Origin of the sequence: Methylobacterium platani, from assembly GCF_001653715.1 — a bacterium.
Taxonomy (GTDB): domain Bacteria; phylum Pseudomonadota; class Alphaproteobacteria; order Rhizobiales; family Beijerinckiaceae; genus Methylobacterium; species Methylobacterium platani.
Window position 1 is genome coordinate 82,957 of the sequence record NZ_LWHQ01000023.1, and the last position, 25,304, is coordinate 108,260.

Here is a 25,304-nt window from a genome sequence, read left to right on the forward strand (position 1 = left end):
GCACAACGCGACCGATCGCGCTACGCTGCGGCGCCCCCAGCCGGAGACCCCGCCCCGTGACGAGTCCCGAGCCAGCGACGCTTGGAACGGCGCCGCCCCGGCCCGTTACCCTGGCCGAGGCCCTGCCGGTCTGGCTGCGAATCGCGGCCCTGTCCTTCGGCGGCCCCGCCGGGCAGATCGCCGTGATGCACCGGGTGCTGGTCGAGGAGCGGCGCTGGATCTCCGAGAACCGCTTCCTGCACGCGCTCAACTTCTGCACCCTGCTGCCCGGGCCGGAGGCGCAGCAGCTCGCAACTTACGTCGGCTGGCTGATGCACGGGCCCCGCGGCGGCCTTCTCGCCGGCGGGCTGTTCGTGCTGCCGGGGCTCCTCGCCATCATGGCCCTGAGCTTCGTCTACGTGCTCTACGGGCAGGCCGGCCCGGTCGCCGGGCTGTTCTTCGGCCTCAAGGCCGCGGTGCTCGCCATCGTGATCGAGGCGGTGCAGCGCATCGGCCGGCGCGCCCTGCGCGGCCGGGTGATGACCGGGCTCGCGTCTGCCGCTTTCGTGGGCATCTTCGCCCTCGACGTGCCGTTCCCGCTCATCGTCGTGGCGGCGGGCCTCGTCGGCTTCCTCGGCGGCCGGGCCGGACATCCGGATTTCCGCCCCGGCGGCGGCCACGCGGCGGGCGCGGCCGGCGGCGCCTACCTGTTCGGCGACGACGCGCTGCCGCGCGAGCGGGCCGCCCCCCGCGACACCCTCGCGACCCTCGCCGTCTGGGCGGCGATCTGGCTCGTGCCGGTCGCCGCGCTGCTCGCGATCCTCGGGCCCGACGACGTGTTCTCGCGGATCGCGGTGTTCTTCTCCAAGATGGCGCTGGTGACCTTCGGGGGCGCCTACGCGGCGCTCGCCTACGTGGCGCAGGCGGCGGTGGAGCAGTACGGCTGGATGCGGCCCGGCGAGATGCTCGACGGGCTCGGCATGGCCGAGACCACGCCCGGGCCGCTCATCATGGTGACGCAGTTCGTCGGCTTCCTGGCCGCCTTCCGGGCGCCCGGGGCGCTGCCGCCGCTCGTCGCGGGCACGCTCGGCGGGCTCCTCACCACCTGGGTCACCTTCGCGCCCTGCTTCCTGTGGATCTTCGTCGGCGCCCCGTACGTCGAGCGGCTGCGCGGCGATCCTGCGCTCGCCGGCGCCCTCTCGGCGATCACCGCGGCGGTGGTCGGGGTGATCCTCAACCTGGCGGTCTGGTTCGCGCTCCACACCCTGTTCCGGGAGTTGCGCCCGGTGGCCGTCGGGCCGGTGAGGCTCGACGTGCCGGTCCTCGCCAGCGTCGATCCCTACGCGCTGGCCCTGGCGCTGGCCGCGGCCGTCGCGGTGTTCCGCTTCCGGGCGGGGATGATCCCGGTGCTCGGGGCCTGCGCGGCGGCGGGGGTGGGCTTGCGGCTGGCGGGGCTGATCTGACCCTCAGAACTCCATGTCCAGTTCCTCGATCTCCTCCGGCTCGTCCTGCGCCGCGGCGATCCAGTCCCGCATCAGGTCCCAGTCCATGATCCGGTCGCGATAGGCGGCGCAGTCGGACGGCAGGGCGACGCCGTAGGTGACGAAGCGGGTGCAGACCGGCGCGTACATCGCGTCCGCCACCACCGGCCGGGCGCCGAACAGGAACGGCCCCCCGTGGACCCGCAACGCCTCCTGCCAGATCTCGACCACCCGGGCGATGTCGGCCTGGGCCCCGCCCCAGGGCGTGAAGTCGGCGTAGCGGGCGCGCAGGTTCATCGGCAGGGCCGAGCGCAGGTTGAAGAAGCCGCCATGCATCTCGCCGGAGATCGAGCGCGACCAGGAGCGGGTGGCGAGGTCGTCCGGCAGGAGCCCGGCCTCGGGGCGGATCTCCGTCAGGTACTGGGCGATGGCGAGCACGTCCCAGACCCGCACCGCGCCGTGGGTGAGGCGCGGCACCAGGAACGACGGCGAGAGGTGCAGCAGCTCGGCCCGGCTCGCCGGATCGCCGGACAGCACCTCGACGTCGAGGTCGAGCCCGGCCATGCGGCAGAGCAGCCAGCCCCGCAGCGACCAGGACGAGTAGTTGCGGCTTGAGATCGTCAGCGTCGCCTCGGCCATCCCGCCCTCCCCGGGCCGGCAGCACGCCGCCCGTCTGTCCTTGGGTTTCGCGAGGAGCGATCCAAGACTCGTGCCGGTCTCGTACCGATCTCTTGCCGGTCTCTCGCCGGTCGCGACCGGCGCGGGCGCAATCCTCGCGCAAGTCACGCGAGGTCTGATCCAGTTGGCACGAGGGTCGCATCTCGCCGGGACGGATGGCTGCCGCCGCGTTCCGCCGAAAGTCCGGTCGCGGAAGGGCGAAGTCGTCCCTTACGCTTGCCGGCGGGCCGCCCCTCGCGCGTGTCCGTGAGGGAGTGCCCGGGCCGATGCTCTACGATGCCTTCGAGGTCCAGTCGGACATCGCGACCGCCACCCGCGCCTGGGGCCGGATGCTGCATGACGGCACGACGCCCTGGACGCGGGCCGGCTACGGCGCGCCGGCGACCTGGATCTCGGCCGCGGCCCGGATGATGATGCGGGCCGGCCTCACCCATGCCCGGCCCTCCTACGGGATCGAGGCGGTGCGGATCGGCAACCGCGAGGTGCCGGTGACGGAGGAGCCGGTGCTCGCGACGCCCTTCGGCACCCTGCTGCGCTTCCGCAAGGACCTCGTCACCGCGCAGCCGCGGGTGCTGGTGGTGGCTCCCCTGTCGGGCCATTTCGGCACGCTCCTGCGCGGCACGGTGCGGACCCTGCTCGCCGACCACGACGTCTACATCACCGACTGGCACAACGCCCGCGACGTGCCGCTGAGCGCCGGCCGGTTCGGCTTCGACGACTACGTCGCCCACCTGGTGCAGTTCCTGGAGACGATCGGCGAGGGTGCGCACATCGTGGCGGTGTGCCAGCCCGCGGTGCAGGCGCTGGCCGCCGCGGCCGTGATGGCCGAGAGCGGCAACGCGGCGCATCCGGCGAGCATGACCCTGATGGCCGGCCCGGTCGATACCCGGATCAACCCGACCAAGGTCAACGAGCTCGCCACCTCGCGACCGATCGAGTGGTTCGAGCGCAACCTGATCGCCACCGTGCCGCGCCGGCACGCCGGGGCCGGCCGCCGGGTCTATCCGGGCTTCATGCAGGTCGGGGCCTTCATGTCGATGAACGCCGCGCGCCACATGCACGGCCATCTCGACCTCTACTGGCACCTCGCCGACGGGGAGGCCGCCACGGAGTCCCGGGCGAAGGCGGCGCAGATCGAGAGCTTCTACGACGAGTACTTCGCGGTGCTCGACCTCGCGGCGGAATTCTACCTCGAGACGGTCAAGACCGTGTTCCAGGACGCGACGCTGGCGCAGAACCGGCTGACCTTCCGGGGCAATCCTATCGACACCCGGGCGATCCGCAAAACGGCGCTGATGACCGTCGAGGGCGAGCGCGACGACATCTGCTCGGTGGGCCAGACGGTGGCGGCGCACGACCTCTGCACCGGCCTCAAGCCCTTCCGCAAGCGCCACCACCTCCAGCCCGGCGTCGGCCATTACGGCGTGTTCTCCGGCCGCAAGTGGGAGGGGCAGACCTACCCGCTGGTGCGCAGCTTCATCCAGGCCAACGCTTGAAGCGCCGGAGGCCGTCGCCACGTCGCGACGGCGCAGCACGCGCGGCCCGTTCCCGGCCGCGAGCCGCTCAAATTTCGGTCAGGCGGGCACTCCCCGGTTGGAAGTCCTGGCGGAGTGGTGTAAGGCCGCGATCAGGCGCATACCGTGCGCCGACAGCTTGCGCCGGGCCCCGGTGCAACCGCGATGCGACCTAAGCCCCTCCCGGTCCTTCCAGGTCCGGGCCGTGGGGCGCATTTCGGTTTTCCGGGCAGGCAGCCATCCGGGCGCGTTCCGCGCAAGGTCGGCCACGATTCTGGATTTAGACAAGAGGACATACACCCTTGCAGGTACTCGTTCGGGACAACAACGTCGATCAGGCTCTCCGCGTCCTCAAGAAGAAGATGCAGCGCGAGGGCATCTTCCGCGAGATGAAGCAGCGCAAGGCCTACGAGAAGCCGTCGGTGCGCAAGGCCCGCGAGAAGGCGGAGGCCGTGCGCCGCGCCCGCAAGCAGGCCCGCAAGACTGCGATCCGCGAGGGCCTGATCGCCGCGCCGAAGCCGAAGCCCCGCGTCGGCGGCCCCCGCCGTCCGGGCATGGCCCCGTCGGCTCCCGCTCCGGCCGCCGCTCCGGCCACCAGCGCATAAGCCATTCGGCTGCGCCCCGCCGTTCCGGCGGGGCACGTCCTGGATCGTCGAGCCCGACGCCGCGAGGCGTGCGGGCTCTTCGCGTCGGCCGTCAGGCCGCCGCGCAGGCCGCCCGCTCGGCCTCGACCAGCACGTCGAGGGGCCGCCAGGGCTTCTGCATGTAGACCGCGTGGTCCGGCACCGCCTGCGCCGCACCCGGGCGCGAGGTCACCACAAGGCGCACGTCGGGCCAGTCCCGCTCCACCGTGCGGGCGAGGGTGGCGCCGTCGATCTCGCCGGAGAGCTGCATCTCCGTGAACAGCAGCGCGACCTCGGAGCCGTGCTCGCGCATCACCGCGAGCGCATCGGCCGCGCTGTCGCAGGCGATGACCGCGAGGTCGGTCTCCTCCAGGATCGCCGCGGCGAAGTCCCGAACGGATTCATCGTCCTCCACCACGACGGCGATCGGGTTGGTGGGTGCTGCTCTGCCCATGAGGCCTCCTGTACGTCTTCAACGTGTCTTGTCGTGTGGTTGTCCCGGGTCCTCGTAAGTGCTCGGGAGGATGTCTTGGCCGACCGCCAGCCGAATCGCGTCGCGCGCCCCGGAAGCGGGGGCGGACGGAACCGACGGGGCGGGAAGCGGGCCCGGCGAGGGACGCCAGCCGGGAGAACGCGGAAGCAAGCCGGCTACGCGAACACGCCTGCGTGAGCATCAACGACTCAATGCTGACATTGATCCCCGCCATAGGTCCATCTTGCCGCGGCGATCGATGCGTCTCACGCATGGCGGGTCGTTGCGCGACGTGATTGCACGTTCGGTGCGCATGCTGCAGCGCGTCGCGCCTGCTGCGGCGCATTAACGAGCTGTTCACCAACCTGGGCAGAATGTTACTTTTCGATGACGGCGGCGGACGAGGCACGGCCCGGGGCGGGACCGGCACCCGCCGCGGGAGGTGAAGAGCCGATGTGCCGCTTCCTCGCCTACCACGGCGATCCGGTCTATCTCGACGAGCTGGTCTGCGCGCCGACCCACTCGCTGGTGCATCAGTCGCTGCACGCGGCGGAAGCCCAGACCGAGACCAACGGCGACGGGTTCGGCATCGGCTGGTACGGCGACCGGCCGGAGCCGGGCCTCTACCGCGACGTGCGGCCGGCCTGGTCCGACGAGAACCTGCGCAGCCTGTCCCGGCAGATCCGCGCCCGGACCTTCTTCGCGCATGTCCGCGCCTCGACCGGTACCGCGACGACCCGGGCGAACTGCCATCCCTTCTCCCACGGCCGTCACCTGTTCATGCATAACGGCCAGATCGGCGGCTATGCCCGCATCCGCCGGCGGCTCGAGGCGATGATCCCGGACGGGCTCTACGAGGCGCGCCAGGGCACCACCGATTCGGAGGCCCTGTTCCTCCTCGCCCTGGCGCACGGGCTCGAGCGCGATCCCGTCGGCGCCATGGCGGCGAGCGTCTCGGCCGCCCGCGGCCTGATGCGCGAGGCCGGCATCGACGAGCCGCTGCGCTTCACCGCCGTGCTCACCGACGGCGAGAGCCTCACCGCCTATCGCTGGGCCTGCGACGGCCGGCCGCCGAGCCTGTACTGGCGCGAGACCGGCACCGGCCTCGCGGTGGTCTCCGAACCGATCGACGGCCTGCGCGCCGGCTGGGCCGAGGTGCCGAAGGGCGGGACGCTCCTGGCGCGCCCGGGCCAGCCGGTGCGGGTGGTCGGGCCGGACCGGGAGGACCGGCGGGCGGCGGCCTGAGAGCCACGCCTTTCAAGGTCTTGGACACTTGGAATTGCTGCTGAGATCGGTTGGATCGGGGCCGAGCTCGATGATGCATCCGGGGGCCCGGAATGCTCCGGACACCCGGATGCCTATCGAGAGACGATGGCGTCGTCGACATCAGGCGGGTGCCGGATAGTTCGCAGCAGACACCACCTTGGAAGGCACGCCTCCGCGAGCCCGTGCCGTTCCGGGGGCGTGACCGGGCTGATCGAGGTGCCGATGGTGCGCTGCACCGACCCGGTGCGGGCCGACGTGCTCCCGCGCCTGGGTGAGGCCGGGGGCGGGAACGCCCTCGACTACGTCGTGTTCCCGCGGCGGCTATCCCGCGATGCATCGACGACCGGCAGGTCTACGGCTATCTCGCGCCGCCCGGCGACGATCCGGTTCCGGACGCCGATCGCGTGCGGCGGGCGCGCCGGCTGCTCGGCCTCGACGGCGGGCCTCACGCCGCCCGCACCTCGCCCAGGAACGCCGTGACCGATTCGGCGAGCAACGCCGAGTTCTGCGCCAGCAGCCCGGCCACCGCCCGGACCTGGTCCGACTGCGCCGCGCTCGCCAGGGAGGCGGCGCGGACCTGGTCGATGCTGGCCGCGACGCTGCGGGCCTCGGCGCCGGCCCGGTCGATGTTGCGGCCGATGCCGGCGCTCGTCGCCTCCTGGTCCCGCGTCGCGCCGCGGATCTCCTCCGCGAGCCGGCTCGTCTCGGCGACCGCGTCGATGATCGCGCCGATCTCCTCGGCGGTGTGCCGGGTCGCGCCCTGGATCGCCGCGATCCGGGCGGCGATCCGGTCGGTCGCGGCCGCGGTCTGCCCGGCGAGCGCCTTGACCTCGGCCGCCACCACCGCGAAGCCGCGCCCCGCCGCCCCGGCCCGGGCCGCCTCGATCGCGGCGTTCAGCGCCAGCAGGTTGGTCTGCTCGGCGATGGTGCGGATCAGGCCGGCGGCCTCGCCGATCTCGCCCGAGGCGCCGACCAGCCGCTCGACCGTGGCGGCGGTGGCGCGGCTGCGGGAGAGCGTCGCGTTCGCCATCTCGCTGGCCCGGCCGACCCGGCCGCCGACGCCGGCGGCCGAATCCGCGAAGTGCCGGAACGCGCCCTCCACCGCCCCGACGGCCTGCGCGGCGACGCCGGAGGCACCGGTGACGGCCTCCGATTGCTGCTCGACCTCGTGGGCGGCCCGCGACAGCACGTCGGCGGTCATCTCCATCTCGCGGGTCGAGGCGTTCAGCGCCTCGGCCGCCTGCGAGGCCCGGGCCTCGAAGGCCCGGCAGGCCGTCTCCAGCCGCTCGGCCCGCCGCGACTCGACCGCCGCGCGGGCCCGCTCCGCGTCTTGCGCCGCCCCCTGCTCGCGCAGGGCGCCCTGGAACACCGCGATCGACCCGGCCATCTCGCCGATCTCGTCGCGCCTTCGGGTGAACGGCACCGCGACCGCGAGGTCGCCGGCGGTGAGCGCCTGCATCGTGCGGCGCAAGGCCTGGAGCGGGCGCTGGACCTGGGTCAGGCTCACCCAGACGGCGCCGGCGACGGCGAGCACCAGCCCGAGGGCCGGCACCGCGACGAGCGCCACCGCCTCGACCCGGCGCGCCTGCCGCATGCCCTCGCGCTGCTCCTGCAGCCGCTCCAGAACCGCGTCGCCGAGCGTCAGGATCCGCGTCACCATCCGCTCGCGGCTCTTGATCGTCGCCTCGTCGGCGGCCTGGATCTGCGCCGCCTTGGGCGAGATCGTCTGGCCGAGCTCCGCCGTGTCGCGCTGGTAGGCCAGGAATTCCTGCAGGGTGAGCGAGAGCGTCCGCGCCTCGCCTTCGTCGAGATAGGGCTGGAGCGCGGTGAAGAAGGCCGGGCGCTCGGCCTCGACCGCCGCGAGCGCCGCGCGCAGGGCCCCGGATTTCTGCTTGGCCTCGGCGACGTCCTCGGCCGCCACCAGGGTCTGCACCGTGACCACCACGTGCTCGATGCCCTGCGCCAGGGTGCGGGTGTGGAGCGCCGCCTCCCACGCCGCCTCGACGGCGCCGGCCCGGGCCTGCTCGTTCTGCGAGAGGGAGATCGCGAAGGCGGCGATGCCGGCAGCGACCAGGATCGGCAGCCCGACGACGATGCCGAGCTTCTTGCCCAACGTGAAGCGCATGAACGCACCGAGAAATGATCCGACGGCGCGCCCATAGCCTGGCAAAACCTTCCGTACTGTTAAACTTAGCCGCCGAAGAAATACTATGAAGATTTTGTGTCAGTTCAAACGAGATGTACTAAATTATATTCAAATACGATCGGTCCATCCCACGCCTTCACCGCGCGTGTCAAGCGCAGCGAAGATCGGGTCCGTCGCGGCGGAAAGGACGCCGCTCACGCCTCCAGGTAGCGCCGGCGCAGATGGCCGAGGAAGATGTCGGCCGAGAGCGGCCGGCCGGTCGCGGCCTCCAGGATCTCCCGCGTGCCGCAGGCGCTGCCCTTCGCGTGCACGTTCGCCCGCAGCCAGCCGACGAGGGGCGCGAAGTCGCCTCGCGCGAGGCCGGGGCGCAGGTCCGGCTCGGCCCGGCAGGCGGCGTCGAACAGCTGGGCCGCCGCCATCGCGCCCAGGGTGTAGGTCGGGAAGTAGCCCCAGGCGCCGCCGGGCCAGTGGATGTCCTGCAGGCACCCGTGGGCGTCGTCCGGCACGGTGAGGCCGAGGAGCCGGCGCAGGCCGTCGTCGAAGGCGCCGGGCAGGTCGTCGATCTCCATCTCGCCCCGGATCAGCGCCCGCTCGAGCCGGTAGCGCAGCAGGATGTGGGCCGGATAGGTGCACTCGTCGGCATCGACCCGGATGAAGCCGGGGGCGACCGTCGTGTAGGTGCGGTAGAGGGCGTCGGCCTCCCAGGCCGGGCCGGTGCCGCCGAAGGCCTCGCGGACCAGCGGTGCCAGCCAGGCGACGAACTCGCGGCTGCGGCCGGCCTGCATCTCCAGGGTGAGCGACTGGCTCTCGTGCAGGGTCATGCCGCGGGCGGCGCCCACGGGCTGGCGGCGCCAGGCGGCGGGGCGGCCCTGCTCGTAGAGGGCGTGGCCGGTCTCGTGCAGCACGCCCATCAGGGCGCGGGCGAAGTCCTGCTCGTCGTACCGGGTGGTGATGCGCACGTCGTCGGTGGCGCCGCCGCAGAACGGGTGCAGGCTGACGTCGAGCCGGCCCCGCGCGAAGTCGAACCCCGCCGCCCGCATCAGCGCGAGCCCGACCTGGCGCTGGGTCTCGACCGGGAACGGCCCTTGCGCCGCCGGCGCCGGCCCCGCCGCCTCCTGGCGCGCCTGCGCTTGCGCGATCAGCCCCGGCAGCTCGGCTTCGAGCACCGAAAAGAGCGGGTCGATCGCGTCCTGGCGCAGGCCAGGATCGTAGCTGTCGAGGAGGGCGTCGTAGGGGGAGAGGCCCAAGGCCTCGCCTTTCGCCCGGCCGATCTCGCGCTGGAGACGCAAGACCTCGGCGAGGTCGGGGCGCAGCAGGGCGAAGTCGGCGGTGCGGCGGGCCTCGCGCCAGGTCATCTCGGCCCGCGACACCGCCCGCGAATTCGCCTCGACGAGGTCGCGCGGCACCGCCGCCGCGTGGGTGTGGGCCCGGCGCATCTCGGCGAGGTTCGCTTGGCTCCAGGCGTCGAGGCCCCCCGCCTCCTCCGCCCCGGCGAGCCGGTCGGCGGTGGCGGGATCGACGAGGAGGTCGTGGGCGAGCCCGCGCAACACCGCGATCTGGTCGCCCCGCCCCTCCGCCGCCCCGTCCGGCATCAGGGTCTGGGCGTCCCATCCGAGGATGCCGGAGGCGTCCTCGAGGGCGCCGATGCGGGCGAAGGTGGCTTCGAGGGCGCGGTAGGCCTGCATGGGGGATCCGGTGGTTGTGGTGGGAATGGTGGTGCGTTGTCGAACGGCCGTGCCGAGGCTGGCAAGGTCCGGCCGCGAATGTCGTCGCGACGGACGGGAAACTCACCGAGAGCGCAGCGCCATCAGCTCGCGCTCGCCGCCCCCGCTCGTCCCATGGTCTACGTTCTCCTGACTCCCCTGACCCGCATACCCTCCCCCCAACGACGAAGGGAGGAAGCGATGAGCGTGTTCTTCGGCGCCACGCACCGGCAGTTGCAGGACGAGCACGGCACGCGCCGGCTGGCGGACCGGCTGGAGGCGAACGCCCACGCGGCGTTCGAGCCGCAGGAGCGCGCCTTCATCGAGGGCGTGGCGCTGTTCTTCCTGAGCACCGTCGACCCGCACGGGCAGCCGACCGTCTCGTACAAGGGCGGGGCGCCCGGCTTCGTGCGGGTGACGGGCCCGAGCACGCTGGTCTTCCCGAACTACGACGGCAACGGCATGTTCATGACCCTCGGCAACATCGCGGCGAGCGAGCGGGTCGGCCTGCTCTTCATCGATTTCGAGCGGCCCCACCGCCTGCGGGTGCACGGCACCGCGGCCCTGACCCGGGACGAAGCCCTGCTCGCGCTCTATCCCGGCGCCGATTGCGTCGTGCAGGTCACCGCGGCGCAGATCTTCGTCAATTGCGGCCGCTACATCCACCGCAGCGCCGGAGCCTCCCCCTCGCCGCACGTCCCGGACCACCGGGGGCGCCAGCCCTTCCCGGCCTGGAAGCGGCTCGACCTGTTCGCGGGCGCGCTGCCAGAGGCGGATGCGCGACGGGTCGAGACGGTCGGCGGCACGATCCCGCTCGACGACTATCCGGGCGAGGCCGACCCGGCCCCGGACCTGATGCCGGATGGCCCGGGCCGCTGAGGGCGGACTACTCCACCCGCCGCAGCACGAAGGTCGTGCCGATCTCGGGGTCGCGGCGCCAGCGCCCCTCCCCCACCGGGATCAGCTCGACGCTGTGGCCGCGCCGGGCGACGAGGACGAGGCGCCCGGCCTCGTAGTGCCAGGCGGTGGGATCGAACAGGGCGAGGCCGGGATCGCGGCAGTTCTCCTGCACCTGGGCGCTCTCGGCCCGCAGCATCACCCGGCAGACGTCCTTCTCGACGAAGCGGTCGAGGGCGTAGAGCCCGGTGACGGACGCGGCGGTGGCGGGCGCGATCGCGGGGCCGTCGCGCAAGGCCTCGCGCGGGGTCGGCAGCGTCGAGAGGGCGGCGTGCGTCACCAGCGGCGCTTCGGGAGCCGGGGGCCGGACGCCGCCCTGGGCCAGGCTGTAGCGCTCGCCGCCGAGCGACTCCGCGTTGCGCGGCCCCTCGCCCTCGACGCCCGCGAAGGCCAGCACCGGCTGGCCCTCCCGGTCGAGGAGCTGGATCAGCTCGCCGTCCTGGCGCCAGCCGGCGAGGCCGTTGACCACGGGAAGCGCGCGGCGGCAGCCGGCGGGGAAGCGCAGGGCCTGGCCGACCGGGCCGGCCTCCGCCGACAGCATCAGGCCGCAGCGGCGGAAGCTGCCGTCGAGGGCGAGTTCCCACGGCCCCGCCGCGTCGCGGGGCGGGGCCGCCTCCTGCGCCGCCGCGCATCCCGTCCAGGCAAGCAGACCGAGGGCGGGAAGGAGGCGGCGCAGGCGCATGGACGTGGCTCTCGGGTGTCTAAGCCTTCCAGGGTGTCTCGGCCACGGGGGTCACCGGACCGTTGCCCTGGAACCAGGAGGTCAGGTTATCAACGACGAGTTGGCCCATCGCGTTGCGCGTGTGGACCGACGCCGAGCCGACATGTGGCAGCAGAACCGCATGCTCCTGGGCGATCAGGGCGTCGGGCACCTTCGGCTCCTCGGCGAAGACGTCGAGGCCGGCGCTCTGGATCGTGCCGTCGGCCAAGGCCGCGGCCAGCGCATCCTCATCGACCAACGTGCCGCGGGCGACGTTGACGAGCACGCCCTGCGGGCCCAGCGCCTCCAGCACCTCGCGGCCGACGATGTTCTTCGTCTCGGGGCCGCCCGGCGCCACCACCATCAGCACGTCGCAGGCCTTCGCCATCTCCAGCAAGGACGGGAAGTACTCGTAGGGAACGTCCGCCTGCTTCGTCCGGCCGTGATAGGCGATCGGCAGGCCGAAGGCGACGAGGCGGTGGGCGATCGCCCGGCCGATGCGCCCGAGGCCGAGGATGCCGACCTTGCGCCCGCGCAGGGTGCCGGTGAGCGGATAGGGTTTCTCCAGCCACTTGCCCTGGCGCAGGTAGCGGTCGACCTGCGGGATCTGCCGCACGGTGGCGAGCAGCAGGCCGACGGCCAGGTCCGCGACCTCGTCGGTCAGCACGTCCGGAGTATTGGTCACGATGACGCCGCGCCGGCCGCACGCCGCCGCGTCGATCGTGTCGTAGCCGACGCCGAAATTGGCGACGATCTCGAGCTTCGGCAGCCGGTCGAGCAGCGCGTCGTTCACGTGGACATGGCTCACCGCCATCCCGCGGATCTTCGGCCCGACCTCGTCGAGGAAGCGCTCCTTGTCTTCGACCTTGTCGCCGCGGTGGACGGTGAAATGCCGCTCCAGGCTCTCGGTCACGAGCGGCGACATCGGCCGCATGATCAGCACATCTGTGGACTTCAAGCCTGTCTCCCGGTCGTTTCTCGCGCATCCGACGATGGGCGCATGGCGAGGGCGCTTGATCTTGCGCCCCGCGCGCCCGATGATGGCCGCCAACACGAGAGGCGGCAAGACAGGCCGCCCCGTTCGACGGGTCGAGGAAACACCCAATGAGCGCCAGACGCCCCCTTCAGGGCCTAGCTGTCGTGTGTTCGTCGTCTGCCTGTGGCAGCGCTGCCGTTTCGGTCCGCGCGCCGCGCGCGACCCTATTCTCATAGACACGACCACGAGGAGCCGATGGCCGGGCTGGAAATCAGGAACGTGCGCAAGTCGTTCGGGGCCACCCCGATCCTGCACGGCGTCTCGATCGACATTCAGGACGGGGAGTTCGTCATCCTGGTCGGCCCGTCGGGCTGCGGGAAATCGACCCTGCTGCGCATGATCGCCGGGCTCGAGAACATCACGGCGGGCGAGATCCGGATCGGGTCGCGCGTCGTCAACGCGGTGCCGCCCAAGGAGCGCGACATCGCCATGGTGTTCCAGAACTACGCGCTCTACCCGCACATGACGGTGAAGGACAACATGGCCTTCTCGTTGAAACTGCGGAAGGCCGCCAAGGAGGAGATCGAGAGCCGGGTCGGCCGCGCCGCGGGGATCCTCGGCCTGGAAAAGCTCCTCGACCGCTACCCGCGCCAGCTCTCGGGCGGCCAGCGCCAGCGCGTCGCGATGGGCCGGGCGATCGTGCGCGACCCGCAGGTGTTCCTCTTCGACGAGCCGCTCTCCAACCTCGACGCCAAGCTGCGCGTGGCGATGCGGGCCGAGATCAAGGAGTTGCACCAGCGCCTTCGCACCACCACGGTCTACGTCACCCACGACCAGATCGAGGCCATGACCATGGCCGACAAGATCGTGGTGATGCATGACGGCGTGGTCGAGCAGGTCGGCGCGCCGCTCGAGCTCTACGACCGGCCCGACAACATCTTCGTCGCCGGCTTCATCGGCTCGCCGTCGATGAACTTCCTCAAGGGCAAGGTGGCGGGCGGGACGTTCCGCACCGACAGCGGCCTGACCCTGCCGCTGCCGACCCGCGGCGCGCGGCCCGCCGACGGGATGCCGGCAGTCTACGGCCTGCGGCCCGAGCACGTGCGGCTGGCCGAGGGCGGCGTGCCGGTGGAGGTCGCGGTGGTCGAGCCGACCGGCTCCGAGACCATGGTGCTGGTGCGCCCGCCGGGCGGCGGCGCGAAGGACATCGCCAACGAGGTCGCCCGCGACATCGCCTGCGTGTTCCGCGACCGCATCGGCGCCGGCCCGGGCGAGCGGATCAGCATCACGGCCGATCCCGCCCTCGTCCACCTGTTCGACGCCGAGAACGGCCGCCGGCTGAACTGAGCGAACACGAGAGCAAAGCCTCGCGGCCAGACTTCCGGCCGGCGGCGGGACGCCATCCCGCCGCCGGCCGGCCCCAACGATAACAAATCACGATCCATCACCCTGGGAGAGACGCCACGATGTCAGCTTTCGATCGTCGCCAGATCCTCAAGGGGGGCGCCGCGCTCGGCCTCGCCTCCGCCGCGGGCCTCGAGGGCTTCGCCCGCGCCTGGGCGCAGGAGAACCAGTGGAAGCCGGAAGCCGGCGCCTCGCTCAAGCTGCTGCGCTGGAAGCGCTTCATCCCGTCCGAGGACGAGGCCTTCATGCGCCTCGTCGACGCCTTCACCAAGGCGACCGGCGTGCCGGTCACGGTGACGAGCGAATCCTTCGACGACATCCAGCCCAAGGCATCGGTCGCGGCCAATACCGGCCAGGGCCCGGACATGGTCTGGGGCCTCTACTCGTTCCCGGCCCTGTTCCCGTCGAAGTGCATGGAGGTCGGCGACGTCGCCGACTACCTCGGCAAGAAGTACGGCGGCTGGCTGCCCGCCGCCGAGGCCTACGGCAAGGTCAAGGGAAAATGGATCGCCATCCCGATGGCGTTCAACGGCGGGTACATCAACTATCGCATCTCGGCCATGAACAAGGCCGGATTCCAGAAGTTCCCGGAGGATCATGCCGGCTTCCTGGAACTGTGCCGGGCGATGAAGAAGAACAACACGCCGGCCGGCTTCGCGCTGGGCCACGCCACCGGCGACGCCAATTCGTGGATCCACTGGGCGCTGTGGTCGCACGACGCCTACCTGGTCGACGCCAACGAGAAGATCATCATCAACTCGCCGGAGACCGCCAAGGCGCTCGAATACGTCAAGGCACTCTACGACACCTTCGTGCCCGGCACGGCGTCGTGGAACGATTCGTCGAACAACAAGGCGTTCCTGGCCGGCGACCTCTACCTCACCGGCAACGGCATCTCGGTCTACGCCGCGGCCAAGAACGAGAAGAAGGACATCGCGGCCGACATGGACCACGGCCTGTGGCCGGTGGGCAAGTCCGGCAAGCCGACCGAGTTCCAGCTCGCCTTCCCGATCCTGGCCTACACCTACACCAAGGCGCCGAACGCCTGTAAGGCCTTCATGGCCTTCGCGCTGGAAGCCCAGAACTACAATTCCTGGCTCGAGGCGTCGCAGGGTTACCTCTGCCACCCGCTCCAGGCCTACGCCAACAACCCGATCTGGACCGCCGACCCGAAGAACAAGGTGTTCGGCGAGGCCTCGAGCCGGACGCTGGCCGCCGGCGGGCTCGCCCCGGTGAGCGAGAAGGTGGCCGCCGTGCTCGCCGACTTCGTCGTCGTCGACATGTTCGCCTCCTACTGCACCGGCCGCGAGGACCTGAAGACCTCGATCAGGACGGCCGAGCGCCAGGCGCAGCGGATCTTCCGGTCGGCCTAGCGCCTCTGTCTACGGATTGAGCACGTCCCCCTCTCCCGTGTGGGAGAGGGGCCAGGGGTGAGGGTGTGGCGCTTCCGCGAGAGGCGCAAACCTTGGTGCCGACGGCGGAACGTTCCGAGCTTCACGCGGAACCGTAGCACCCTCACCCCCGCCCCCTCTCCCACACGGGAGAGGGGAGAGTGCGCCTCCCGAGAGGGGCAGCCCCGAATCCAAGAAATACACCCGGAGGAGGCTCCCCGTGGCCGACATCGCCCTCGCCCGCCCCGCCGCGGCGGCGCCCACGACCGGCTCGGCCTGGAGCCGATTGCGGACGAGCCGCGGCTGGCTGGGGTTCTGGTTCATGCTGCCGGCAGCCGCGATCCTGCTGCTGTTCCTCGCCTACCCGCTCGCCAAGGGCGTCTGGCTCTCGCTCACCGACACCCGGATCGGGCGCGGCGGCAGCTTCGTCGGGATCGAGAACTACGAGTGGCTGTGGGACGACAACGTCTTCTGGCTCTCGGTGTTCAACACGCTGGTCTATACCGGCTTCGCCTCGGTGGCGAAGTTCGGCATCGGCCTCTACCTGGCGCTGCTCCTCAACAAGCGGCTGCCGTTCAAGGCGCTGATCCGCTCGATCGTGCTGATCCCGTTCGTCGTCCCGACCGTGCTGTCGGCGCTGGCGTTCTGGTGGATCTTCGACAGCCAGTTCTCGATCATCTCGTGGTCGCTGCGCCATCTCGGCCTGCTCGACCACAACATCGACTTCCTCGGCGATCCGACGATGGCGCGGATCTGCGTGACCTTCGCCAACATCTGGCGCGGCGTGCCGTTCATCGCCATCACGCTGCTCGCCGGCCTCCAGACCGTGTCGCCCTCGCTCTACGAGGCGGCGACGATCGACGGCGCGACGCCGTGGCAGAACTTCCGCCACATCACCCTGCCGCTCCTCACCCCGATCATCGCCGTGGTGATGACCTTCTCGGTGCTGTTCACCTTCACCGACTTCCAGCTGATCTGGGCGATGACCCGCGGCGGCCCGGTGAACACGACCCACCTGATGGCGACCCTGTCCTACCAGCGCGGCATCCTGTCGGGGAATCTCGGCGAGGGCGCGGCCATCGCCACCGCGATGGTGCCGTTCCTGATCTTCGCCATCGGGATCTCGTGGTTCGGCCTCCAGAACCGCAAGTGGCAGACCGGCTGAGAGAAGGATCGAAGACCCATGGCCGCCACGACCACGACCGCCGACACCACTCCCGACAACAGCGAAGGCATGGCCTATCTCGACACGCTGCCGAGGCGCGTCGTCACGGTCTACCTGCCGCTCTTCGTCATCCTGGTGGTGCTGCTCTTCCCGTTCTACTGGATGGCGCTGACTGCCATCAAACCGGACGAGCAGCTCATCGACATGGAGACCTACAACCCGTTCTGGGTGGTGTCGCCGACGCTCAAGCACATCGCGAAGCTGTTGTTCCAGACCAACTATCCGCTGTGGCTCTGGAACACGATGATGATCTCGGTGGCCGCCACCGTGCTGTCGCTGTTCGCCAGCGTGCTGGCGGCCTACGCGATCGTGCGGATCCGCTACCGGGGCGCGGTCGCGGTCGGCGCGGCGATCTTCCTCGCCTACCTGGTGCCGCCCTCGATCCTGTTCATCCCGCTCGCCACCATCATCCAGGCCTACGGGCTCTACGATTCGCCCTTCGCCCTGGTGCTGGTCTACCCCACCATCCTGATCCCGTTCTCGACCTGGCTCCTGATGGGGTACTTCAAGACCATTCCCTACGAGCTGGAGGAATGCGCGCTCATCGACGGGGCGAGCCGCTGGCAGATCCTCGTCAAGATCATCCTGCCGCTGGCGGTGCCGGGGCTGATCTCGGCCGGCATCTTCTCGCTGACCCTGTGCTGGAACGAGTTCATCTACGCCCTCACCTTCCTGTCTTCGACCCAGAACAAGACCGTGCCGGTGGCGGTGGTGAGCGAGTTCGTCGACGGCGACATCTATCGCTGGGGCTCGCTGATGGCAGGCGCCCTGGTCGGCTCGCTGCCGCTGGTGATCCTGTACTCGTTCTTCGTCGAGCACTACGTCTCGGCGATGACCGGGGCGGTGAAGGAATGATATAGTTTCGGCTTGATCCGCGCGAATGAAAGTAAAGCGCGCCTCCCCTCTCCCGTGTGGGAGAGGAGCCGGGGGTGAGGGTGACACGCTTCCGTGTGAAACACTGAGCGTCGAGCTGCGCACACGACGGTCTCAGCTTTAAACTGAAGCGTGTCACCCTCACCCCTATCCCTCTCCCACACGGGAGAGGGGATCCCGCGACTAAATTGTCGAGACAAAGAGCAGGCTGAAGGCGATTCACGGCGCCTGCACCCAGACAGCCGCGATTCCCGAACGCCGCCCACTCTGTTCCGGCACGCCTTGCGATCCCTGCATCCCCTTGCGGCGCATTGGGGTCTACCCGTCGGCGGACGGGACGGTTACATGACGGGTCCGCCGGGCGCGCACGCCATGCGTCCGGCCCTACCGTCAGGTCTTCGTGACAAGGCAAAAACCCCGATGACTGCCCCTCGCACCCTCTACGACAAGATCTGGGACGACCACGTCGTCGATCGTCAGCCGGACGGCACCTGCCTCCTCTACATCGACCGTCACCTCGTCCACGAGGTGACCTCTCCCCAGGCCTTCGAGGGGCTTCGTCTCGCCGGGCGCCGGGTGCGCCACCCGGAGAAGACGCTGGCGGTCGTCGACCACAACGTCCAGACCTCGGACCGCAGCTTCGGCATCGAGGATCCCGAGAGCCGCACGCAGATCGACACGCTGGCCGACAACGTCCGCGAGTTCGGCATCGAGTACTACGACGCCCTGGATAAGCGCCAGGGCATCGTCCACATCATCGGGCCAGAGCAGGGCTTCACCCTGCCGGGCCAGACGATCGTCTGCGGCGATTCCCACACCTCGACCCACGGCGCCTTCGGGGCCCTCGCCCACGGCATCGGCACGTCCGAGGTCGAGCACGTGCTCGCCACCCAGACGCTGATCCAGAAGAAGGCGAAGAACATGCGCGCCGTCGTCGACGGGCGCCTGCCCGCCGGCGTCGGCGCCAAGGACATCATCCTGGCGATCATCGGCGAGATCGGCACCGCCGGCGGCACCGGCCACGTGCTGGAATATGCCGGCGAGGCGATCCGCGGCCTCTCGATGGAGGGGCGGATGACGATCTGCAACATGTCGATCGAGGGCGGCGCCCGCGCCGGCATGGTCGCCCCGGACGAGACCACCTTCGCCTACATCAAGGACCGGCCGAAGGCGCCGAAGGGCGAGGCCTTCGAGCGCGCGGTCGCCTACTGGCGCGACCTCGTCTCGGACGAGGGCGCGCATTTCGACCGCGAGATCCGGCTCGACGCCGCCAACCTCCCGCCGATCGTGACCTGGGGCACCTCCCCCGAGGACGTCGTCTCGGTCCAGGGCCGGGTGCCGGATCCGGCCGCCATCGAGGACGAGAACCTGCGCTCGTCCAAGGAGAAGGCCCTGTCCTACATGGGCCTGACCCCGGGTACCCGGATCACCGACATCGCCCTCGACAAGGTGTTCATCGGCTCCTGCACCAACGGCCGGATCGAGGACCTGCGCATCGTCGCCCGCATGGTCGAGGGGCGCAAGATCCACCCGAACGTGGCGGGCATGGTGGTGCCGGGCTCGGGGCTGGTGAAGCAGCAGGCGGAGGAGGAGGGCCTCGCCCGGATCCTGATCGAGGCCGGCTTCGACTGGCGCGAGCCGGGCTGCTCGATGTGCCTCGGCATGAACGCCGACCGCCTGAAGCCGCACGAGCGCTGCGCCTCGACCTCGAACCGCAACTTCGAGGGCCGCCAGGGCCACAAGGGCCGCACGCACCTCGTCTCTCCGGCGATGGCCGCGGCCGCGGCCATCGCGGGCCACTTCGTCGACATTCGCGACTGGCCTGCGGGCATGTGAGGCCTCGCGCCGGACGAAGCGGCGGAGTTCGGCGTTGACGCCGGCTCCGCCGCCGACTAAACGAACGTCACCGCGGCGCTGCCCAGCAGCGCTTCGGGCCCAGGTGGCGGAATTGGTAGACGCGCTGGTTTCAGGTACCAGTGGTGCAAGCCGTGGAGGTTCGAGTCCTCTCCTGGGCACCAACACCTTTCGATGGTGTTGAGGCCTCCCGCAATGCGGAAATCCTGAACTCGACTGTTCATCACCATCGGGAAGCCTGAGCGTTCGATGCACGGCGATGCCGGCATCGATGAGCTCGCGCCCGGCCCCCCGACAGGAAGCCTGGACGTCCCACGATCCCGGGATCGGCGTCGAGCATCTCGATCGGCGAGGGCCGGCGCCGCTGGTGCCCATCTCCATCCCTGCCCGCGCCCGCATCCTGATACCGCCGCGCCTTCGAACGGACCCGTTCGGAGGCGCTCTCTCGGCCCGCAAGGTTTCCCTGTCGGCGCCGATGCGCCGGATGCCGAGGCCATGAGAACCTGCTTGAGCGGCTCAGCCTGCCGGAAACTGAAGGTCGGCGCTGCATCCTGCCCTCCACCTCACCGGTGGAGTCTGCCGCACGCGGCAGTACTTCCGGATGAGGCCGTGCGCGGGATGCCGGGAGTGACGGCCGGTGCGCGCGACCGCTTCGGCCCGGCCTCCCCACCCCGCCGCGCATTCCTCACGCCCCCGCGCAATCCCGTTGACGCCGCCGCCGCCACGCTCTAAACGACTGACACCGGGGCGCCGCCAAGGCGACGCTCTCGGGCCCAGGTGGCGGAATTGGTAGACGCGCTGGTTTCAGGTACCAGTGGTGCAAGCCGTGGAGGTTCGAGTCCTCTCCTGGGCACCAACACCCTTCGATGGTGTTGATGCCGTTCCCGAGCTGATCTGATCGCCGGGTCGAGATCCTCTTCAGCACATCGACGATATCGTAGCGGCAATCGAGGTGCCGCAGGGCGTCGAACCGCTCCGGGCCGTCCCGCGTTGGCTTGCGCCGACCGGAGGACCGACCATGCCCGACGACCGCGAAGACCTGCTCACCGCCCGCCCCCACCTGACCCGCCGCGACGAGGACAAGGCCGCCGCGCGGGCCGGGGTGACGCCGGACGACCACGACGCCGCCCGCAAAGCCGACGCCCTCGATCCCGGCACCAGCACGACCGGCGAGGAGCCGCGCCGCCGCTCCGCCCCGGCGGGCGAAGGCGAGGTCTGACCCCGCGGGATCGCGCGGCCGGCCGGACCGTCGACGGCCTGGCCGCGCCGGAGGCGGGTCCGGGGCCGGCGGGGGCGCCCGCCCTCCTGCTCCGGGCCGGGCCGTGGTAGCTCCCGTCCTCCCACGCCGTTCGGCGGCCCCTCGCGCAGACCGCCTGCGTGTCCGGGCGAACGGCCGCAGAGGTGCCCCTGCATGAACGCCCTCGCCCCCCTGCCCTGCCAGCGGCACCTGTTCGAGGTCCCTGACGACGTCGCCTACCTCGATGCGGCGGCGTGGTCGCCGCTGCCCCGGACGGTCCGCGAGGCCGGGGAGGCGGGCCTGCTGGTGAAGAGCCGGCCATGGGCCCATCCGCGCGAGGCGGTGCCGGCGCAGGCCGAGCGGGCGCGGGCGGCGGCGGCCCGGCTCATCGGCGCGGCCACGGACGACGTCGCGATCGTGGGGTCCGTGAGCCACGCGATGGCCACCGTGGCGGCGAACCTGACCGTGACGCCGGGCGGGCGCGTGCTGCGCGTCGCGGACGAGTTCCCGTCGCTGGCTTACGCCTTCGACCGGCTCGCCGCCGTGCGAGGCCTGGTCGTCGAGGAGGTCCCGCGCCCCGGGGACGGCGACTGGACGGCGGCCCTGCTGGCGGCCATCGGGCGCCCCGGGGCACCGCCCCTCGCGCTCGCGACCCTGACCCCGGCGCACTGGACCGATGGCGGCCTGATCGACCTCGACCGGATCGCGCCGGCCGTCCACGCCGCCGGGGCCGCGCTGGTGATCGACGCGACCCAGGCGGCAGGGGCCGTGCCGGTGGATGTGGGCCGCTGGCGCCCCGACTTCCTGGCCTTCCCGACCTACAAGTGGACGCTCGGTCCCTACGGGCTCGCCTTCCTGTATGCCGCCCCGCACCGGCAGGACGGCACGCCGATCGAGGAGAACCTCGGCAACCGTCCGCCCGCGACCGGCGCCAGGCGCTACGACCGGGGCGAGTTGAACGACCCGGTCCTGTTGCCGATGGCGGCGACCGGACTGGAACTGATCCTGGCCTGGGAGGAGCCGGCGGTGGCGGCCCGGCTGCGCCGCCTCACCGATCGATTGGCGGAGGGCATCGACGGGCTCGGCCTCGCCGCGGCGCCGACGCACCTGCGCGTGCCGCACGTCCTCGGGCTGCGCGCGCCGCGCGGCCTGCCCCCCGGCCTGACGGAACGGCTGCGGCAGGCGGGGGTCTACGCGAGCGAACGATCCGGGGCGCTGCGCCTCAGCCCGCATGTCTGGACCGACGAGGGCGACGTCGACCGCTGCGTGGCGGCCTTGCGCCGCGCTCTGTAGCGGCCGGCCCGGGCAGCCTGGAGACGCGGGGCACCCCGACGTCGAATGACCGCCAGGGGACGTGGGCTCAGCCCGGCGCCGGGCCGCCGCTGCCGCGGGCCTCGGGCGCCGGGCCTCCCGGCGCTGGGCTGCCCGCTGCCGGACCTCCCTGGGCCGGAGCGCCGTCCGGGCCCGACTTCGGTCGCTCGGGGGCGGCGCTCTCGGGGTAGCGGGCGCGGTAGGCGCGCAGGAACTGGGTCAGGGTCTCGGCGCTGGTCGCCTGGCGCACGATGCTGCGGAAGGCGGCGGTGCCAGAGGCGTCGGGAGCCGCGACGAGGCCGAAGGTGCGGGCGTCGGGGCTGTCGGCCATCTTCTGGGTGTATTTCGTGCGCAGCCGGTCGAGGCTCAAGGCATCCTCTGCGAGCGCGAAGGCGATCGCCGCCCGCATCACGTCGGCGCGCTCGGCGTCCGAGAGCGGGGCGGGATCGCGCCAGCGCGGGCCGAGCAGCGCCTCGTGCGCCTCTCCGGCCTCGCGCCAGCGCCGGGCGCCCCACAGGATGTCGCCGCGCAGGTGCGCCGCCTCCGGGCCGGCATTGCCGTCGAGGAGCTCGAGGGCGAGGTCGGTGCGCGACAAGTCGGAGAGGGCGCGGGCCTCGAGCAGCAGGCGCGCGTCGCGGATCTGCGCCGGCAGCTCGGGCAAGCGGGTGTTCTGCAGGACCTTGAGGGCCTTGAGCGGCTCGCCCTCCATCAGCCGGACGGTGGCGAGCCGCGCCGCGACGCTCGCCCGCGCCGCGCCGGTGAGGCGGTTGTCGACCTGATGCTGCAGCAGGTCGCCTGCGGCGTCGAGCAGATCGAGGGCGACGAGGCGGTCGGCCAGCCGCCGCACGATCTCGTCGCCGCGCCGGCCGATCGGGGTGAATTCCTTGAAGTCGTAGAACAGCGCCAGGGCCTCGATCCGCCCGAGGCTGGCGCCCCGGTCCGACAGGAACAGGGCCGAGAACAACGCCACCGTGTCGTCGTGCAGGCCGCGGGTCGCCGGGTGGTCGGGATAGAGCCGGTTGGCCTTGCGGGCGGTCGCGAAGGCGTCGCGCCAGCGCCCGGCGCCGGCATAGAGCCGGCCGAGCCGGGCGAAGGCCTCGGCCTCGGTGTCGCCGTGCCAGCCGAGGGTCAGGCGTTCGAGGCGGTCGATCGCCGCCTCCGGCGTCATCGTGCCGGTGGCCCGCCCGAGATCGACGAGCCGCAGGCCGGCCTGGGCGGCGACCGGTGCCTCCCCGGTCTCGGCGAGCTGCTGGTAGGCGCGCCGGGCCTCGCCGTCCTGGCCGATCGCCTCGGCGAAGCGCGCCTTGAGGAAGGCCAGGCGGTCGCGCGCGAGCGGGCCGTCGACGAGGGCGCTCGCCGCGGTGAGCGACCGCTGGGCGAAGGCCGGATCCTTGGCGTCGAGCGCGGCGTCCGCGCCCGCGAGGTAGAGCGGCAGCTGCAGGTCGTCCGGATAGGCCTCGATGATCGGCAGCCCGGCCTTGAGGGCGGCGAGCGCCGCGGCGCTGCGCCGGCCGCGCGCGTCGACGAGCCCGCGCCACAGCCGGAACTCGGGGTCCTGCGCCTGCTTGCCGTCGGGGGTGAGGAAGCCGGCCGCCCGCGCATCCTGCCCCAGCCGCAGGGCGGCGATCGCCGAGAGCAGCCGCGCCGGCCGCTCCGCCGCCAGCGCCGCGTCCTCGCGGGCGGCGAGCGCCAGCACTCCGGAGGCCTCGGCGGAGAAACCGTTGGCGAGAAGGACCCGGGCGAGGTCGAGGCGGGCGGCGGAGCGGGCCGGGCGCTCGGCCGCGGCGGCCGCCGCCTCGGCGGCGCGGATGCGGGCGCGGACGTCGCCGCGCCGGTCCTCGCGCCAGCGGTCGGGCTGCACCATCAGGGCGGAGGCGGCCTGCGCGCCGGCCTCCGGCGCCTCGGCCACCGCCGGCGAGACCGAGAGGCCGCCGGGCCGGGTGATCGTGACCTCGTTGAAGCCGGGCCGGACCGCGAGATCGTCCGCCGCCGCCAGCACGGCTACGCCCTGGCGGCTCGGCAGGACCTCGAACTCGACGAAGCGGCCGCGCTTCGGCACCCCGGCGATGCGCGGGCCGTGGGCGGTCGCCACGGCGATGCGCTCGCCGTCGCGCTCAAGCCACACGGTGCCGCCCGGCCGGGCGAGCGGCACCGACACCGCCGGCTTGCCGGACGAATCGGCGCTGCGCTGCGGCGCCAGGATGTCGCCGCCCGGCTCGCTGCCGTCGCCGAGGACGAGGTCCCAGCCCTGCCCCTCCCCCGCCGCGAGCTGCGCGATGGTGCCGGATTCGAGCCGCAGCCGGACGACCGCGAAGGCCCCCTCCGCCCGCGGTCCCTCGGCGAGGCTCGCGGGCGCCCCGGCGGGGAACGACGGCAGGCCGATCGTTCCAGGTGTCTCGAACACCAGCGTGGCGATGCCGCCGCGCTCGAACAGCGCCGCGGGTGGGCGGGCCGCGAACGGAAACGCGATCCGCCACGCCGCACCGGCCCGGACCAGGCGAGCCTGGACCGGCCCGGCGGGCGCGGGCGCCGCGGCCTGGGACGGCGGCGCCGGGCTCGGGGCCGGGGAGGCGGGCGGCGGCGCCTCGGCCGTCGCGGATCTAAGCTCGGCCGATTTCGGCTCGCCGGGTTTGGGATCGGCGGATTTGGGATCGACGGGCTTCGCATCCGCCGACGGGCCGGCCGCCGAGCCGGAAGCTGGCTTCATCAGGTCGAGGACGTAAGACTCGTCCTCGCGGTAGCCTTCGGCGGTGTAGCCCGGGGCGAGCTTCAGGGTGACCCGGGCGGCCTCGGGGCCGGCCTCGGCGCCGAGCATCGTCGCGGCGGGCGTCAGGCCGGCGCGGGCCTCCGCGGCCTCGACCGTGTAGGTGCCGGGGATGCGCAGGCGGATCTCGGAGCCGGCACGCTCCAGGCCCACCTCGGTCGCCTGCGGCAGGCGGAACGACAGCCGGGTCAGGGTCGGCAGGTGCGCCGCCTCGAGGCGCAGCGGCACCGGGCGCCGGGCGGTCCGCGCGGCCTCGCGGCGCAGGCGCTCGTTGAGCTCCTCCGCCCGTCGGGTCAGGTCGGCCAGCACCTCGGGCGGCAGCCCCGGCGGCAGGCCGGTCCAGCCCTCGGGCATCAGGTCGATGAAGACACGCTCGCCGGCCTCCAGCACGTTGACCCGGTAGGGCGCCTGGAGGGCGACCCGCAGGCCGGCGCCGTCGGGATCGCGGCGGACCTGCGCCACGTAGGCCGGCATCTCGCTGGCCAGGCGCTCGCGCTGGCCGGTCACCGGCTCGCGGAAGGCCACCACCAGCACGCCGCCGACGATCCTGGCGCTCACCTTGACGCCGTGGTCGAAGGTGAGCGCGATGCGCCCGAAGTTCTTCTGCTCGCTGCCCTGGATCGCGACGAGCTGCGCCGCCTCGGCCGCGCCCGCCCCGGCGGCCAAAGCCGCCAGCGCGATCAGCGCCGCCGCGCGGCGGCTCCTGCCCGTCGAACCCATCGCATCCGCCCGAAAACCCTTAGGCCGGCA

Annotated in this window: 19 protein-coding genes and 2 tRNA genes; 14 read left to right on the top strand and 7 right to left on the bottom strand. The window is 72.0% G+C overall.

Going from position 1 to position 25,304, the window contains the following annotated elements:
• Nucleotides 1–56: 56 nt before the first annotated feature.
• Complete coding sequence (gene chrA, locus A5481_RS13930; protein WP_064503997.1) at nt 57–1,442, top strand: chromate efflux transporter; 1,386 nt, start codon at nt 57–59, stop codon at nt 1,440–1,442.
• A gap of 3 nt (nt 1,443–1,445) precedes the next feature.
• Here the strand turns inward: chrA and A5481_RS13935 are convergent, their stop codons facing one another.
• A complete protein-coding gene (locus A5481_RS13935; protein WP_048436328.1) occupies nt 1,446–2,099 on the bottom strand; it encodes a glutathione S-transferase family protein in 654 nt (217 codons plus the stop codon).
• A gap of 305 nt (nt 2,100–2,404) precedes the next feature.
• Between A5481_RS13935 and A5481_RS13940 the strand changes: the two genes are divergently transcribed.
• Nucleotides 2,405–3,634, top strand: coding sequence for a polyhydroxyalkanoate depolymerase (locus A5481_RS13940; RefSeq protein ID WP_048436329.1), 1,230 nt, complete (start codon nt 2,405–2,407; stop codon nt 3,632–3,634).
• A 320-nt stretch (nt 3,635–3,954) separates the two neighbouring features.
• On the top strand, nt 3,955–4,257 hold the full coding sequence (gene rpsU, locus A5481_RS13945; RefSeq protein WP_048436330.1) for a 30S ribosomal protein S21: 303 nt from the start codon (nt 3,955–3,957) through the stop codon (nt 4,255–4,257).
• Between the two features lie 91 nt (nt 4,258–4,348).
• On the opposite strand, the gene A5481_RS13950 is transcribed toward rpsU, so the two are convergent.
• Nucleotides 4,349–4,729: a response regulator gene (locus tag A5481_RS13950; protein ID WP_048436331.1), complete on the bottom strand. Its 381-nt coding sequence runs from the start codon at nt 4,727–4,729 to the stop codon at nt 4,349–4,351.
• Nucleotides 4,730–5,200: 471 nt separating this feature from the next.
• Here A5481_RS13950 and A5481_RS13955 point away from each other — a divergent pair, with 471 nt between their 5' ends.
• The gene (locus A5481_RS13955; RefSeq protein ID WP_048436332.1) at nt 5,201–5,992 is read left to right on the top strand and encodes a class II glutamine amidotransferase; all 792 of its coding nucleotides are present in this window, start codon (nt 5,201–5,203) and stop codon (nt 5,990–5,992) included.
• Between the two features lie 466 nt (nt 5,993–6,458).
• Here A5481_RS13955 and A5481_RS13960 read toward each other — a convergent pair whose 3' ends face one another.
• Both A5481_RS13960 and A5481_RS13965 read right to left on the bottom strand, forming a co-directional pair.
• A complete protein-coding gene (locus tag A5481_RS13960) occupies nt 6,459–8,138 on the bottom strand; it encodes a methyl-accepting chemotaxis protein (RefSeq protein ID WP_048436333.1) in 1,680 nt (559 codons plus the stop codon).
• Nucleotides 8,139–8,353: 215 nt separating this feature from the next.
• A complete protein-coding gene (locus A5481_RS13965) occupies nt 8,354–9,844 on the bottom strand; it encodes a carboxypeptidase M32 (RefSeq protein ID WP_048436334.1) in 1,491 nt (496 codons plus the stop codon).
• Nucleotides 9,845–10,063: 219 nt separating this feature from the next.
• Between A5481_RS13965 and A5481_RS13970 the strand changes: the two genes are divergently transcribed.
• Complete coding sequence (locus A5481_RS13970) at nt 10,064–10,741, top strand: pyridoxamine 5'-phosphate oxidase family protein (protein WP_048436335.1); 678 nt, start codon at nt 10,064–10,066, stop codon at nt 10,739–10,741.
• 7 nt (nt 10,742–10,748) lie between these two features.
• Here A5481_RS13970 and A5481_RS13975 read toward each other — a convergent pair whose 3' ends face one another.
• Together A5481_RS13975 and A5481_RS13980 are read right to left on the bottom strand one after the other, a co-directional pair.
• On the bottom strand, nt 10,749–11,501 hold the full coding sequence (locus tag A5481_RS13975) for an AprI/Inh family metalloprotease inhibitor (protein WP_048436336.1): 753 nt from the start codon (nt 11,499–11,501) through the stop codon (nt 10,749–10,751).
• Nucleotides 11,502–11,520: 19 nt separating this feature from the next.
• Nucleotides 11,521–12,477, bottom strand: a complete 957-nt coding sequence (locus tag A5481_RS13980; RefSeq protein ID WP_197514182.1) for a 2-hydroxyacid dehydrogenase — start codon at nt 12,475–12,477, stop codon at nt 11,521–11,523.
• 273 nt (nt 12,478–12,750) lie between these two features.
• On the opposite strand from A5481_RS13980, the gene A5481_RS13985 reads away from it, so the two are divergent.
• The 9 genes from A5481_RS13985 (at nt 12,751) to A5481_RS14025 (ending at nt 21,772) form a co-directional block, all read left to right on the top strand.
• On the top strand, nt 12,751–13,842 hold the full coding sequence (locus tag A5481_RS13985) for an ABC transporter ATP-binding protein (RefSeq protein WP_048436337.1): 1,092 nt from the start codon (nt 12,751–12,753) through the stop codon (nt 13,840–13,842).
• 119 nt (nt 13,843–13,961) lie between these two features.
• On the top strand, nt 13,962–15,272 hold the full coding sequence (locus A5481_RS13990) for an ABC transporter substrate-binding protein (RefSeq protein ID WP_048436338.1): 1,311 nt from the start codon (nt 13,962–13,964) through the stop codon (nt 15,270–15,272).
• 238 nt (nt 15,273–15,510) lie between these two features.
• The gene (locus tag A5481_RS13995; RefSeq protein WP_048436339.1) at nt 15,511–16,455 is read left to right on the top strand and encodes a carbohydrate ABC transporter permease; all 945 of its coding nucleotides are present in this window, start codon (nt 15,511–15,513) and stop codon (nt 16,453–16,455) included.
• A gap of 18 nt (nt 16,456–16,473) precedes the next feature.
• Nucleotides 16,474–17,370: a carbohydrate ABC transporter permease gene (locus tag A5481_RS14000; protein ID WP_048436340.1), complete on the top strand. Its 897-nt coding sequence runs from the start codon at nt 16,474–16,476 to the stop codon at nt 17,368–17,370.
• A 438-nt stretch (nt 17,371–17,808) separates the two neighbouring features.
• On the top strand, nt 17,809–19,224 hold the full coding sequence (gene leuC, locus A5481_RS14005) for a 3-isopropylmalate dehydratase large subunit (RefSeq protein ID WP_064503998.1): 1,416 nt from the start codon (nt 17,809–17,811) through the stop codon (nt 19,222–19,224).
• Nucleotides 19,225–19,321: 97 nt separating this feature from the next.
• Nucleotides 19,322–19,406 (top strand) — tRNA-Leu (locus A5481_RS14010).
• A gap of 607 nt (nt 19,407–20,013) precedes the next feature.
• A tRNA-Leu gene (locus A5481_RS14015) sits at nt 20,014–20,098 on the top strand.
• 162 nt (nt 20,099–20,260) lie between these two features.
• A complete protein-coding gene (locus A5481_RS14020) occupies nt 20,261–20,461 on the top strand; it encodes a hypothetical protein (RefSeq protein ID WP_064503999.1) in 201 nt (66 codons plus the stop codon).
• A gap of 192 nt (nt 20,462–20,653) precedes the next feature.
• Entirely contained in the window at nt 20,654–21,772 is a 1,119-nt protein-coding gene (locus A5481_RS14025; RefSeq protein WP_048436199.1) for an aminotransferase class V-fold PLP-dependent enzyme, read from the top strand.
• Nucleotides 21,773–21,839: 67 nt separating this feature from the next.
• Here the strand turns inward: A5481_RS14025 and A5481_RS14030 are convergent, their stop codons facing one another.
• Nucleotides 21,840–25,274 carry a hypothetical protein gene (locus A5481_RS14030; protein ID WP_048436198.1) on the bottom strand — a complete coding sequence of 1,145 codons (3,435 nt, stop codon included), beginning with the start codon at nt 25,272–25,274 and terminating at the stop codon, nt 21,840–21,842.
• Between the last annotated feature and the right edge of the window lie 30 nt (nt 25,275–25,304).

Excerpts from the sequence above, each read along its gene's own strand:
- A5481_RS13935 (WP_048436328.1), bottom strand. The coding sequence starts at position 2,099 with ATGGCCGAGGCGACGCTGACGATCTCAAGCCGCAACTACTCGTCCTGG.
- A5481_RS13940 (WP_048436329.1), top strand. The coding sequence starts at position 2,405 with ATGCTCTACGATGCCTTCGAGGTCCAGTCGGACATCGCGACCGCCACC.
- A5481_RS13950 (WP_048436331.1), bottom strand. The coding sequence starts at position 4,729 with ATGGGCAGAGCAGCACCCACCAACCCGATCGCCGTCGTGGTGGAGGAC.
- A5481_RS13955 (WP_048436332.1), top strand. The coding sequence starts at position 5,201 with ATGTGCCGCTTCCTCGCCTACCACGGCGATCCGGTCTATCTCGACGAG.
- A5481_RS13960 (WP_048436333.1), bottom strand. The coding sequence starts at position 8,138 with ATGCGCTTCACGTTGGGCAAGAAGCTCGGCATCGTCGTCGGGCTGCCG.
- A5481_RS13965 (WP_048436334.1), bottom strand. The coding sequence starts at position 9,844 with ATGCAGGCCTACCGCGCCCTCGAAGCCACCTTCGCCCGCATCGGCGCC.
- A5481_RS13970 (WP_048436335.1), top strand. The coding sequence starts at position 10,064 with ATGAGCGTGTTCTTCGGCGCCACGCACCGGCAGTTGCAGGACGAGCAC.
- A5481_RS13975 (WP_048436336.1), bottom strand. The coding sequence starts at position 11,501 with ATGCGCCTGCGCCGCCTCCTTCCCGCCCTCGGTCTGCTTGCCTGGACG.
- A5481_RS13985 (WP_048436337.1), top strand. The coding sequence starts at position 12,751 with ATGGCCGGGCTGGAAATCAGGAACGTGCGCAAGTCGTTCGGGGCCACC.
- A5481_RS13990 (WP_048436338.1), top strand. The coding sequence starts at position 13,962 with ATGTCAGCTTTCGATCGTCGCCAGATCCTCAAGGGGGGCGCCGCGCTC.
- A5481_RS14000 (WP_048436340.1), top strand. The coding sequence starts at position 16,474 with ATGGCCGCCACGACCACGACCGCCGACACCACTCCCGACAACAGCGAA.
- leuC (WP_064503998.1), top strand. The coding sequence starts at position 17,809 with ATGACTGCCCCTCGCACCCTCTACGACAAGATCTGGGACGACCACGTC.
- A5481_RS14020 (WP_064503999.1), top strand. The coding sequence starts at position 20,261 with ATGCCCGACGACCGCGAAGACCTGCTCACCGCCCGCCCCCACCTGACC.
- A5481_RS14025 (WP_048436199.1), top strand. The coding sequence starts at position 20,654 with ATGAACGCCCTCGCCCCCCTGCCCTGCCAGCGGCACCTGTTCGAGGTC.
- A5481_RS14030 (WP_048436198.1), bottom strand. The coding sequence starts at position 25,274 with ATGGGTTCGACGGGCAGGAGCCGCCGCGCGGCGGCGCTGATCGCGCTG.